The organism is Streptomyces sp. NPDC049915, assembly GCF_040656475.1.
GTDB lineage: Bacteria > Actinomycetota > Actinomycetes > Streptomycetales > Streptomycetaceae > Streptomyces.
Genome location: NZ_JBFAMH010000022.1, coordinates 37,523 through 49,168 on the forward strand (window position 1 = coordinate 37,523; position 11,646 = coordinate 49,168).

The 11,646-nt window shown below is 73.0% G+C and carries 16 protein-coding genes; 15 read left to right on the forward strand and 1 reads right to left on the reverse strand.

Annotated elements, in window-relative coordinates; all coding sequences use genetic code 11:
- The first annotated feature begins 37 nt into the window (after nucleotides 1-37).
- The 9 genes from AB0J12_RS29505 to AB0J12_RS29545 all read left to right on the forward strand — a co-directional run bounded on the left by AB0J12_RS29505 (nucleotide 38) and on the right by AB0J12_RS29545 (nucleotide 6,538).
- Nucleotides 38-313, forward strand: a complete 276-nt coding sequence (locus tag AB0J12_RS29505; RefSeq protein ID WP_363267557.1) for a hypothetical protein — start codon at nucleotides 38-40, stop codon at nucleotides 311-313.
- A gap of 55 nt (nucleotides 314-368) precedes the next feature.
- On the forward strand, nucleotides 369-2,072 hold the full coding sequence (locus tag AB0J12_RS29510; protein WP_363267558.1) for an acyl-CoA dehydrogenase family protein: 1,704 nt from the start codon (nucleotides 369-371) through the stop codon (nucleotides 2,070-2,072).
- Nucleotides 2,073-2,210: 138 nt separating this feature from the next.
- A complete protein-coding gene (locus tag AB0J12_RS29515) occupies nucleotides 2,211-2,951 on the forward strand; it encodes a 4'-phosphopantetheinyl transferase superfamily protein (protein WP_363267559.1) in 741 nt (246 codons plus the stop codon).
- A gap of 75 nt (nucleotides 2,952-3,026) precedes the next feature.
- Nucleotides 3,027-3,803, forward strand: a complete 777-nt coding sequence (locus AB0J12_RS29520; RefSeq protein WP_363267560.1) for an alpha/beta fold hydrolase — start codon at nucleotides 3,027-3,029, stop codon at nucleotides 3,801-3,803.
- Nucleotides 3,804-3,831: 28 nt separating this feature from the next.
- Complete coding sequence (locus tag AB0J12_RS29525) at nucleotides 3,832-4,662, forward strand: AfsR/SARP family transcriptional regulator (protein ID WP_363267562.1); 831 nt, start codon at nucleotides 3,832-3,834, stop codon at nucleotides 4,660-4,662.
- Between the two features lie 28 nt (nucleotides 4,663-4,690).
- Nucleotides 4,691-4,960, forward strand: a complete 270-nt coding sequence (locus AB0J12_RS29530) for an acyl carrier protein (protein WP_363267563.1) — start codon at nucleotides 4,691-4,693, stop codon at nucleotides 4,958-4,960.
- Nucleotides 4,957-5,700: an SDR family oxidoreductase gene (locus tag AB0J12_RS29535; protein ID WP_363267564.1), complete on the forward strand. Its 744-nt coding sequence runs from the start codon at nucleotides 4,957-4,959 to the stop codon at nucleotides 5,698-5,700. The genes AB0J12_RS29530 and AB0J12_RS29535 overlap by 4 nt, the downstream gene beginning before the upstream one ends.
- The gene (locus tag AB0J12_RS29540) at nucleotides 5,700-6,089 is read left to right on the forward strand and encodes a SchA/CurD-like domain-containing protein (RefSeq protein ID WP_363267565.1); all 390 of its coding nucleotides are present in this window, start codon (nucleotides 5,700-5,702) and stop codon (nucleotides 6,087-6,089) included. Before AB0J12_RS29535 ends, AB0J12_RS29540 begins: the two co-directional genes overlap by 1 nt.
- Complete coding sequence (locus tag AB0J12_RS29545; RefSeq protein ID WP_363267566.1) at nucleotides 6,086-6,538, forward strand: DUF1772 domain-containing protein; 453 nt, start codon at nucleotides 6,086-6,088, stop codon at nucleotides 6,536-6,538. Before AB0J12_RS29540 ends, AB0J12_RS29545 begins: the two co-directional genes overlap by 4 nt.
- A 303-nt stretch (nucleotides 6,539-6,841) precedes the next feature.
- On the opposite strand, the gene AB0J12_RS29550 is transcribed toward AB0J12_RS29545, so the two are convergent.
- Nucleotides 6,842-7,225, reverse strand: a complete 384-nt coding sequence (locus AB0J12_RS29550; RefSeq protein ID WP_363267567.1) for a SchA/CurD-like domain-containing protein — start codon at nucleotides 7,223-7,225, stop codon at nucleotides 6,842-6,844.
- A gap of 162 nt (nucleotides 7,226-7,387) precedes the next feature.
- Here AB0J12_RS29550 and AB0J12_RS29555 point away from each other — a divergent pair, with 162 nt between their 5' ends.
- The 6 genes from AB0J12_RS29555 to AB0J12_RS29580 are packed head-to-tail and all read left to right on the forward strand — an operon-like array spanning nucleotide 7,388 to nucleotide 11,633.
- Nucleotides 7,388-7,723, forward strand: coding sequence for a TcmI family type II polyketide cyclase (locus AB0J12_RS29555; protein ID WP_363267568.1), 336 nt, complete (start codon nucleotides 7,388-7,390; stop codon nucleotides 7,721-7,723).
- Complete coding sequence (locus AB0J12_RS29560) at nucleotides 7,720-8,157, forward strand: cupin domain-containing protein (RefSeq protein WP_363267569.1); 438 nt, start codon at nucleotides 7,720-7,722, stop codon at nucleotides 8,155-8,157. Before AB0J12_RS29555 ends, AB0J12_RS29560 begins: the two co-directional genes overlap by 4 nt.
- Nucleotides 8,154-9,440, forward strand: coding sequence for a beta-ketoacyl-[acyl-carrier-protein] synthase family protein (locus AB0J12_RS29565; protein ID WP_363267570.1), 1,287 nt, complete (start codon nucleotides 8,154-8,156; stop codon nucleotides 9,438-9,440). The genes AB0J12_RS29560 and AB0J12_RS29565 overlap by 4 nt, the downstream gene beginning before the upstream one ends.
- A 5-nt stretch (nucleotides 9,441-9,445) precedes the next feature.
- A complete protein-coding gene (locus AB0J12_RS29570; RefSeq protein ID WP_363267571.1) occupies nucleotides 9,446-10,666 on the forward strand; it encodes a ketosynthase chain-length factor in 1,221 nt (406 codons plus the stop codon).
- Nucleotides 10,667-10,702: 36 nt separating this feature from the next.
- Entirely contained in the window at nucleotides 10,703-11,167 is a 465-nt protein-coding gene (locus tag AB0J12_RS29575) for an SRPBCC family protein (RefSeq protein WP_363267572.1), read from the forward strand.
- A 10-nt stretch (nucleotides 11,168-11,177) separates the two neighbouring features.
- Nucleotides 11,178-11,633 carry a DUF1772 domain-containing protein gene (locus tag AB0J12_RS29580; protein ID WP_363267573.1) on the forward strand — a complete coding sequence of 152 codons (456 nt, stop codon included), beginning with the start codon at nucleotides 11,178-11,180 and terminating at the stop codon, nucleotides 11,631-11,633.
- Nucleotides 11,634-11,646 lie beyond the last annotated feature (13 nt).

The window sequence follows — 11,646 nt, forward strand, 5'->3', positions numbered from 1 at the left end:
ATCGTGGCTCTTCCCACCTCAGAAGGGACGGCACGACATGCCCGCAACAGCAAGGAGCGGCAGCACGGTCGCCCGAGTCGTACTCGAGCGGCTGCTGCGGCCGATCTGGAACTGCCTCGTGGTCTACGGCGCCATGTGGCTGCCCGCCGACCAGAACCCGCTCTGGCAGGCCTACCGCAACGACGGCCAACCGCTCGCCTGGCCGATGGCGCCGGCGCCGCCGGAGGTTCCGGTGACGCACCTGACCTCCGTGGCCCGGCACGGCGCGAGCGATGTGAACGAGTCTGGCCGGACGACCTTGAGCGCGTCTTGAGCCGTGGCGGTCGGGCAGGGCCCCGCGGGGGGCCGGACGAGGACGGAGACAGGTCATGACCACCGCGGTGAACACGGCGGACTCCTCGGAAGCCGCCGTGCAGGAACGCATCGCCCGGCTCGAACACGACCTCGGAGACCTCGACGACCCGGGCAACCCGCTCGGCTCCCAGCAGCTCCTCGCCGCCGACGAACAGCAGCGGCTGCTGCCGGCCGCCGAGCGGCTGCTCGACGCCTTCTCGCTGAACGCCGAGTTCGTGCCCCGGCGACTCGGCGGCCGGCTCGACCGCCTCGACGTACTGGGCCGGGTGCTGCGCGCGGTGTTCCGGCGTGACGCCGCACTCGGCCTCGGCTACGGCTGGACCTCGTACCTGTCCTCCGTGGTGGTGTGGGCGGGCGGCAGCGAGGAGCAGCGCCGGGCCACCGCCGACCTGCTGCTCGCCGGCGGCCGGATGGCCTGCGGCTATCCCGAACCGCCCCAGGGCAACGACTTCCTGCGCAACCGGCTCACCGCGGTGCCGGACGGCGAAGGCCACCGGCTCAGCGGACGCAAGGAGGCCGTCAACAACGCCGCCCGCGCCGACGCGCTCGTGCTGTTCGCCGACACCCCGCGCGGCCCGAGCGCCTTCCTCACGCCGGGCCCCGCGCACACCGCCGGCTCGGGGATGACGCTGCTGCCGCGCCGGCGGACCGTCGGCGTGCGCGGCTGCGTCATCCAGGGCGTGGCCTTCGACGACCACCGCCTGGACGCCGGGCGGCTTCTCTCCGCGGTGGGTGACGGCACACGCCTGGCCGAACACGTCTTCCCGCTCACCCGCAGCGCCGGTCTGTCCATGGCGCTGGGCTGCGCCGACACCGCGCTGCGCACCACCACCGCCTTCGCCCGCTCGCACCGGCTGCGCAGCCCCGCCTCCCTGCACTCCGCGCGCACCCGCACCGCCCTGGTGAACGCCTTCGCCGACCTGCTGGTGTGCGACTGCCTCTCGCTCGTCGCCACCCGGGCGGTGCATCTGCTGCCGCGGGAGTGCCGGACGCTCGGCGCGGTGGCGAAGTACCTGCTGCCGACGATCCTCACCGAGACGATGGACGACCTGTCGATCGTGCTCGGCGCGGAGGCGTACGCGACCGGCGGGGCGTACGGCATCTTCCACAAGACGGCACGGGACCTGCCGATGATCGGGCTCGGCAGCGCCGGGGCGTCGGCCTCGCGGGCCGTGCTCGTCTCCCAGATGCTGCGGCTGCCCTCGCTGGGCGGGGCGGCGGACGACGGCGAACTCGCCGCGGTGTTCCGGCCGTTCGGCGCCGGGCTGCCGCCGTGCAGGGTGGCGGACGACGCGGACGGCTGCGCACGGGACTCGCTGATCGGTTCCCTTCAGGAGTCGGCGCGGTGTGCCGGCGGCGCGGCGGCACCGGCGGCGGCCGTGCTCGTCTCCCAGCTGCGGGTGCTGCGGGAGGGGTGCGAGGAGCTTGCCGCCCGGCCCGCCGGGAAGTACGTCAGCCCGCGCGCGTATGCCCTGGCCGATCGCTATGCGCTGCTCGTCGCGGGGGCGGCGTGTCTCGGGGTGTGGCGGGAGCGGCCGGCGGGCGGGTTTCTCGCGGACCCCGCGTGGATCGGGGTGGCGCTCGCACGGGTCGCCGCGCGGCTCGAGCGGGGAGTTCGTGTGTCCGACGGCGCGGCGGACCGGATGCTGGCGGAAGTGCTGCACCGGTTCGAGGACGCGCGCAGTTACGACCTTTACGCGACGGCGATCGGGCGGTGACGCCGCATACCGGCACAGCCCCGCCCGCTTCGGGGCGTCCACCGTCCCCTTGTGCAGGAGGTACCCCCTATGCGATCCGCCCTGCGGCCCCTGCGGCATCGTGGGCCCTCTCACCCCTGGGAGGACGTACGCCGTGCCGTGGGCCTTCTCGGCTCCTGTGTCGTGTACGCCGACGTCGACGACTGGTTGCCGAAGGATCTGGAAGAACCCCGGCTCCTGGAGGACCTGGGCTTCGATCACCGGCGGCTCGCGCGGATGCCGGCCTCGCGCAACCGGGACCGGTTCGTCGCCTCGCGGCTGCTGCTGAAGTCGGCGGCCGCCGCCGTGCTCGGCACGTCGGCCCGTGAGCTGGAGCTGGCGTACAAGCCGGGCGGGCGGCCGTATCTGCGCGGGATCGACCAGCTCGGCGTCAGCCTGAGTCACACCGACGGGCTGCTGGTGGTCGGGCTGACCCGGTTCGGGCGGCTCGGTGTGGACACCGAGCCCGCCGACCGGCGCATGCTCGAGCTGGGGACGGAGCTGCGGGTGTGCACGCCGCACGAGCTGGAGGCGCTGCGAGGGGTGCCCGAGGAGCGACGCAACCGGGAGCTGGTACGGCTGTGGACGCTGAAGGAGGCCTACAGCAAGGCGATCGGGCAGGGACTGCGGTTCCGTTTCACCGAGTTCGGCTTCGGGCCCCGCGACACGCGCATGCGCATGCTGCGGCCCGACGGCACGCCCGGCACCGGACAGGAGTGGTCCTTCCACAGCTGGCTGGTCGAGGACGCCTACACCGTCAGCGCCGCCGTCTACGACGCCGGATTCGGCGACCGCGACCAGGCGGGCGGCACGCTCCCGCTGCTCCCGCCGCTCCCCGACCCGCGCTCCAGCACAAGTTGAGCTGAGAGCGAGCCCCTGCGGTGACGCTCGGATCGCGCATCTGACCGAAAAGATGCGGAGCGAAGGGGGATTCGGGTGCAGCGCTACCTTGCGGTCCGGCCGCTGACCGGCGAAAACGGCATCCGGCTGTTCTGCTTCCACCACGCCGGCGGGGGCGCCATGAGCTTCGCCGGATGGCGACAGCGCGTCGGTCCGGGAATCTCCGTCCTGCCGGTGCGGCTGCCGGGCCGGGAGACCCGTCGCAAGGACCCCCGGGTCACCGACGGCGCCCGGCTGGTCGAGGAACTCGACGCCGATCTCGGCAGCCTGCTGGACGAGCCGTACGCCTTCTACGGGCACAGCATGGGCGCCCTGGCCGCGTACCGGTTCGCCGAGCACCGTGTGCGCACCGGGCAGCGGCCGCCGGAGCTGCTGGCGGTCGGCGCGTGCTCGGCGCCGCAGCTGCCCTCGCCGCTGGTGGACGCGCTGCTGCGGCCCGAACTGCCCGACGAGGAGCTGATCGCCTCCCTCGGCGGACACGAGAGCATCCCCGCACCCCTGCGCAGCCGGCTCAGCTGGCTGCACGGCACCCTCGCCACCCTGCGCGCCGACCTGTTCCTCGCGCAGAGCCTGCGCTCCGCACCCATGACCCCGCTGCCGTGCTCCCTGGCCGCCTACGCCTCGGAGGTCGATCCGCTGGTCTCCCCGGCGGAGGTCCGCAGCTGGGAGCACTGCACCACGGCCCGTTTCACCTTCCGGACCGTCCTTGGCACGCACTTCTTCGTCCGCGGCCGGGAGCTGCCCCGCGCCGTCGGCGAGGCGCTGCGCTGCGAGGCGGCGACGTCCGACGTGACGCCGTACCAGGCCGGCTGATCCCGCAACCCGAAGGAGATCCACGCGCATGGACATCAGCGTGCTCGGCCCTTTCAGGGCCACCCTGACCGGGGTGCCCGTGCACCTCACCGCCGTCAAACCGCGCAAGGTCTTCGCCCTGCTCGCCCTCCAGGCCGGCCAGGTCGTCTCGGTGTCCTCGCTGGTGGAGGAGGTCTGGGGCGAGAACCCTCCGCGCAGTGTGCAGACCACCCTGCAGACGTACGTGCTGCAGATACGCAACGCGATCGCGGCCACGTTCGACGACGACGGCGCCTGCCTGCCCAACGGCGCCAAGAGCGTCCTCGTCACCGAGCCCGGCGGCTACCGGCTCGACGTGCACGGCGGACTGCTGGACGCCCACGAGTTCGACGCCCTGTCCCTGGCCGGGCACCGCGCCCTGGACCACGGCGACTGGGCCGAGGCGTCCTCGTACTTCTGCCGGGCGCTGTCGCTGTGGCACGGCCGCGCGCTCGCCGACGTGCAGTGCGGGCCGCTGCTGGAAGTGGAGGCCACCCGGCTCGACGAGTCGCGGATGAGCGTCCTTCAGCGCCGGATCGAGGCGGACCTGAGGCTGGGCCGCCACCATGAACTCATCGGCGAGCTCTCCGGGCTCGCCGCCCGGCACCCCCTGCACGAGGCCATGCACGAGCAGCTGATGCTCGCGCTGTACCGGGTGGGACGCCGCAGCGACGCCCTGGTGGTCTACCGGCAGCTGCGCCGCTGCCTGAACCAGAGCCTCGGACTCGACCCCTCGCCCAGCGTCGAGCATCTGCACCGCGCGGTGCTCGACTCCTCGCCGCAGCTCGAACTGGACACCGCGGCGCGTTCCACCGGACCCCTGCTGGCGCGGGCCCACTGACCCGTCAAGGAAGTTGAGAGGAAGCATCGTGAGCGACATGACCCTGTCCGAACTCGGTGAGCTGCTGCTCGAATGCGTCGGTGCCCCGGAGGAGGGCATGGCACTGGAGGGCGAGGAGGCCCTCGACACCCCGTTCCTGGAGTTCGGCTACGACTCCCTCGCCCTGCTGCAGGTGACGAGCGTGATCAACCGCCGGTACGGCATCGTGCTGGACGACGACGCCGTCGGCGAGGCCGAGACCCCGCGGATGCTGCTGCAGATGATCAGTGTCGCGCCGCGCGCCGGGGCGGTCCGGTGACCGCTGCCGCGGCGGCACAGCGGGTCCTGGTCACCGGCGGGACCAAGGGCATCGGCCGGGCGACGGCACTCGCCTTCGCCCGGGCCGGCGCCCGGCTCGTCGTCTCCTACGGCCATGACGGCGAGGCGGCCAAGGCGCTCGCCGCCGAACTGGAGGCGCTCGGGGCCGACTTCGACGCCGTGCAGGCCGACCTGACCACCCGGGTGGGCGCCGAGACGCTCGCCCGGGCGGTCACCGGCCGGTTCGGCGAGGGCGGCCTCGACGTCCTGGTCAACAATCTCGGCGTCGACGGGCACACGCCGTTCGACGCGCTGTCCGACGCCGAGTGGCGGCGGGTGCTCGACCACAACACCACATCCGTCTACCTGGTCACCCAGTCGCTGCTCGGCGTGCTGGCCGAGGGCGCGTCCGTGGTGAACATCGGCGCCTCCGTGGCGCTGCGCGGGCGGCCCCTCGGCGTGCACTACACCACCTCCAAGGCCGCCCTGGTCGGGTTCACCCGGGCGCTCGCCAAGGAGCTGGGGCCCCGGGGCGTCCGGGTCAACCTGGTCGCGCCCGGCGTGACCGAGACGGAGCCGGGGGCCGGGCTGCCACCGCAGCTGGCCGCCAAGCTCGCCGGCCTCACCGCGCTCGGGCGGCTCGGCCGCCCCGAGGACGTGGCGGGCGCCGTGCTGTATCTCGCCGGGGCGTCGGCCGCCTATGTCACCGGCACGACCATCGAAGTCGACGGAGGAATCTGATGCCGTACGCAGCCATCACCTACCGGGTCAAGCCCGGGTTCGAGGAGGAGATCGCGGAGATCTTCGCCAAGTTCAAGCGGGTCGACACCCCGGTCTTCACCGGCGAGGACGGCGATCAGGCCGGCCGGCTCCTGGGTACGGCGGTGTTCCTGAAGGACGACGTGGTCGTCCGTGTCATCCACTACGAGGGCGACTTCGCGGCCGTCGGCCGGCACATGGCCCGGCAGCAGGGCGTGCACACGGCGGAGGACGAGCTCGGGCCGTACCTCGCCGAGCCGCGCGACACGACCTCGCCGCAGGCGTTCGCGGAGTACTTCCGCAACGCCACCATGCGCACGGTCGCGCAGCTGACCGTGGACACCCACCCCGCGGGGGCCGCGGCGTCATGACCGAGGTGCTGGCCGTCGCGGCCCTGCTCGGCAGCGGTGTCACCGCCGGAGTGCTGTTCGCCGTCGCGCTGAGCGTGCTGCCCGCGCTGTTCGCGATGGAGACCGGCACCTACGTGTACGCGCACCAGCTGCTCGGCCGGAACTGGGACCCCACGATGCCGGTCATCGTGCTGAGCAGCACGCTGGTCGACGTGGTGCTGGCGGTGATCGCCGGCGGCACCGCGCGGACGCTGTTCGTGGTGGCGGCGGTGCTGATGCTGGGCGTGTCCGGGGTGTCCCACCTGTGCAACGTGCCGATCAACCGGCGCGTCAAGGCGATCACCGACCCGTCCGTCATCCCTGCGGACTGGCAGGACCCACGCCCGCTGTGGCGCCGCTTCCACCACCTGCGCACGGCCCTGTCGGTCCTGGCACTCGCGGTCACGGCGGCGGCGGTGACGTCGATGTGAGCGCGGGTCATCCCGGCTGAGGGTGCGGGGCGCTGCGCGTGAGGGCGCGGGGGACGGTCGACCGTGACCGTCCCCCGCGCCCTCACGCGCGCACGCACACCGGCGGGGGCCCGCGCCACGCACCACCGCCCACTGGGCTCCCGACGAGGTCGTGACGGTGCCCCGGGTGTGCGGTCCCCGCACTGCCCCGCCCCCCGGCGGGCGTCCGTGTGGGCGTTCGCCGGGGGGCGGCGCGGATCTCTCGTGCGGTGGGTGCTGGTGGTGCCGGGTGGGTCCGGGCCGGCGGACCGCCCGTGGGGCCCTTTACGCCGCCGGCTGCGGGACGTCCCGGATCGAGATCTGCGCCACCGTGTTCAGCAGGCTGCGCTTGAACGTGGCGACGAAGCCCTCGACCGTGTCCGTGTCGCGGGGCCTGGTCAGGTACGGCTTCAGTTTCCGCTCGACCTCGCGGACGCCCGGCTGCATCGCCATGTGGCGGGCCACGGCCTCCAGGTCGCCGGTGTACTCGATGACCCGTACCAGCGTGTCGTCGCGCAGGAAGACCGCCGTGGCCAGGATCGTGCCGGCCTCCTGCCCGGAGGGGTCCTCGACGCGGCTGCCCTTGACCCGGCGGAACGAGCCGAAGATCTCGGTGAGTTCCCTCTCGTGCCCCGGCTTGATGTCGTACGTGATGGCTGCGAACGGCATGTGCTCGACGCCCCTTCTGCAAGTGACAGACGTTTCTCACGGTCAGCCAACCCACCGCGCCTCGCGCACCGCTCGAAGCCCCCTCACTGGAGGGGAGTTCGAGCGCCTCTCCAGACCGCGGTGCGACCTTCCCTGCGACCACCGAACCGTTGGGAGGGACCAGTGCACCGCACCCTGATCGTCGCCAAGCTCCGGCCGGACAAGACGGACGACATCGCCCGCATCTTCGAGGAGTCCGACTCCACCGACCTGCCCCACATGGTCGGCGTCGACCGCCGCACCCTCTTCAAGTTCCACGGCCTGTACTTCCACCTCGTCGAGGCCGAGCAGGACATCGGCCCCAACCTGTACCGGGCCCGCAGCCACCCCCTCTACGACGACATCAACACCCGGCTCGCCAAGTGCGTGGAGCCCTACGACCCGAACTGGCAGGAGCCCAAGGACGCCATGGCCGAGCCGTTCTACATCTGGACCAAGGACGGAGGGCGGATCCAGTGACCACCGCCATCACCCGCACCGTGAAGGTGGCCGCCGACGAGGTCGAGGCCAACACCAAGCGCGGCGGCGACATCCGCGTCACCCTCAGCCCCAAGACCGTCGGCTGCTGCTCCGGCTTCGGCGGCACGATGACCCTGGAGCCCGGCGACTGGGTCACCGAGCACTACCACCCGTACTCCGAGGAGTTCATCCACGTCGTCGACGGCCGCCTGGAGATGACCCTGGACGGCCGGGACGTCGTCGTCCTCGGCGCGGGCGACTCCCTGCTCGTCCCGATCGGCGTGCGCCACCGCCTCGTCAACACCGGCGAGACCACCGCCCGCTGCGCCTTCCACCTGTCGCCGCTCGCGCCGCGCCCCGAACTCGGCCACGTCGACACCGAGCAGGCGCAGCGCCCCGAGCAGGCCAACCCCGACGTCGGCGGTGCCCGGTGACCCGACGCGCCGTCATCACCGGCATCGGTGCCGTGGTGCCGGGCGGGGTGGGCCGCGAGGCCTTCTGGGGGACGCTGTCCGCGGGCCGCACCGCGACCCGGCGCATCTCGCTGTTCGACCCGGCCGCGTTCCGTTCGCAGGTCGCCGCCGAGGTGGACTTCGACCCGGCCGCGGCCGGCCTGACCACCCGGCAGATCCGGCGCATGGACCGGGCCGCCCAGTTCGCCGTCGTCTCCGCCCGCGAGGCGGTCGCGGACAGCGGCCTGGAGCTGAACACCCTGGCCCCCGAGCGGATCGGTGTCTCCCTGGGCAGCGCGGTCGGCTGCACGATGGGCCTGGAGGAGGAGTACGTCGTCCTCTCCGACAGCGGCAGGAAGTGGCTCGTCGACCACGAGTACGGCGTACCGCACCTGTACGGCTACATGGTGCCGTCCACCCTCGCCGTGGAGGTCGCCTGGGAGACCGGCGCCGAGGGCCCGGTCGCGCTGATCTCCACCGGCTGCACGTCCGGCCTGGACTCCGTCGGGCACGCGGTGCAGCTCATCGAGGAGGGCACCGCCGACGTCGTCGTCGCCGGTGCCACCGACGCCCCCATCTCCCCGATCACCTCCGCCTGCTTCGACGCGATCAAGGCGACCACGCCGAACAACGCCGACCCCGAGCACGCCTCCCGGCCCTTCGACGGGGAGCGCGACGGGTTCGTGCTCGGCGAGGGCGCCGCGGTCATGGTCATCGAGGAACGGGAAGCGGCCCTGGCCCGCGGCGCCAGGATCTACGCCGAGATCGCCGGCTTCGCCGGCCGCAGCAACGCATACCACATGACCGGCCTGAAACCGGACGGCCGCGAGATGGCCCAGGCCATCGGGGTCGCCCTGGACCAGGCGAGGCTGGACCCGACCGCCGTCGACTACATCAACGCGCACGGCTCGGGCACCAAGCAGAACGACCGCCACGAGACGGCCGCGTTCAAGCGCAGCCTCGGGCAGCACGCCTACGACATCCCGGTCAGCTCCATCAAGTCGATGGTCGGCCACTCGCTGGGCGCGATCGGCTCCATCGAGGTCGCCGCCTGCGCGCTCGCGCTGGACCGCCAGGTCGTGCCGCCCACCGCCAACCTGAAGACCAAGGACCCGCTCTGCGACCTGGACTACGTGCCGGTCACCGCACGCGAGCACGCCATGGACGCCGTCCTGACCGTGGGCAGCGGCTTCGGCGGCTTCCAGAGCGCGATGGTCCTCGCCCGGCCCGGCACCGCCGCGGCCGCCGCGGGACGGGGGGAGTGACCACCATGAGCAGCTCGACGGCGCCCGTCATCACCGGCCTCGGCATCTGCGCGCCCACCGGCATCGGCGTCGACGCCCACTGGTCGTCGGTGCTGGCCGGCAAGTCCGGCATCGGCCGCATCCAGCGCTTCGACCCGTCCCCGTACCCGGTGCGCCACGCCGGGCAGGTGCCGGGCTTCGCCGCCGCCGACAGCGTGCCGGGCCGGCTGATCGCCCAGACCGACCACTGGACGCACCTGGCGCTGGCCGCCGGTGAGGCCGCCCTCGCCGACTCCGGCGCCGACCTCACCGCCGTACCCGAGTACGAGATGGCGGTCGTCACCTCCTCGTCCTCCGGCGGCACCGAGTTCGGCCAGAAGGAGATGACCGCGCTCTACCGCAACGACCCGAGCTGGGTGGGCGCCTACCAGTCCATCGCCTGGTTCTACGCGGCCACCACCGGCCAGCTCTCCATCCGGCACAAGATGCGCGGCCCGTGCGGCGTGCTGGCCTGCGAGCAGGCCGGCGGCCTCGACGCCATCGGCCAGGCACGGCGCCTGGTGCGGCGCGGCTCGAAGCTGGTCGTCACCGGCGGCACCGACGCCTCGCTGTGCCCGTACGGCCTCACCGCCCAGCTCAGCACCGGCCGGCTGTCCACCGTCGACGACCCGGAGCGGGCCTACCTGCCCTTCGACGCCGACGCCTGCGGCCACCTGCCCGGCGAGGGCGGCGCCATCCTCGTGCTGGAGAGCGCCGAGGCCGCCGCCGAGCGCGGCGCGGGCGCCGGCTACGGCCGGGTCCTCGGCTACGCCGCCGGCTTCGACCCGGCCCCCGGCTCCGGCCGGCCGCGCGCCCTGCGCCGTACCGCCGAGGCGGCCCTCGCCGACGCCGGGCTCACCCCCGCCGGCATCGACGTCGTCTTCGCCGACGCCGCCGGTGTCGCGGCCGACGACCGCGACGAGGCGGACGCCATCACGGCCGTCTTCGGCCCGCGCGGCGTCCCGGTCACCGCGCCGAAGACGCTCACCGGCCGGCTCTACGGCGGCGGCGCCCCGCTCGACGTGGCCACCGCCCTGCTCGCCCTGCGCGAGGGCGTGATCCCGCACACCGCACACGTCCGCGACCTCGCCCCCGGCCTGGACATCGACCTGGTCACCGGTGCCCCGCAGGAACTGCCGCTGCGTCACGCACTGGTCCTGGCGCGCGGACACGGCGGCTTCACCTCCGCCCTGGTGCTCGGCCGCTGACCCCTTCCTTCCGCAAGACGACCCACGGAGTTCGTGATGGCTGGACACACCGACAACCACATCGTCATCGACGCCCCCATGGACGTCGTATGGGAGATCACCAACGACGTCCCCAACTGGCCCAACCTGTTCAGCGAGTACGCCTCCGCCGAGGTGCTGGAGCGCGACGGCGACACCGTCGTCTTCCGCCTCACCATGCACCCCGACGAGGACGGCAACGTCTGGAGCTGGGTGTCGAGGCGGACCGGCGACCCGGCCACCCGCACGGTGCGCGCCGACCGCGTGGAGACCGGCCCGTTCGAGTTCATGCACATCTTCTGGGAGTACACCGAGGAGCCCGGCGGCGGTGTGCGCATGCGCTGGGTGCAGGACTTCCACATGAAGCCCGAGGCCCCCGCCACCGACAGCGCGATGACCGAGCACCTCGACATCAACACCAAGGTGCAGATGAAGCTCATCAAGCAGCGCGTCGAGGCCGCGGCGCGGGCCCTGGTCCGCTGAGGGAGCCCCCGTGCTGAACGTTCTCGCCCCCCTCCTGCTGCTGCTCAACGGGCTCGCCGCCGGCGTCCTGTTCGGCACCCAGCTCGGCGGCTTCCCCTACCTCGCCTCGCTGCCCACCGACCGCTACGTGCACGCCCACGCCTTCTTCGGCCAGCGCTACGACCCGGCCATGCCGATCTGCCTGGTCGGCACCGTCGCCCTGGACGCGGCGCTGGCGGTGGGCGCCGACAACACCTCCGCGCGGACCCTGTTCGCCGTGGCGGGCGTGCTCGCCACGGCCACCGCGCTGATCTCAGTCACCAAGAACGCGCCCGTCAACCGCACGATGCGCACCATCGACCCCGAGCACCTGCCGGCGGACTTCCAGGACCCCCGCGGCTCCTGGGGCGCCTGGAACCGCCGCCGCAGCGTGCTCACCATCGTCGCGCTCGTCGCCAACTGCGCCGCGCTCGGCTTCCTGCTCTGACCTTCCCTCACCT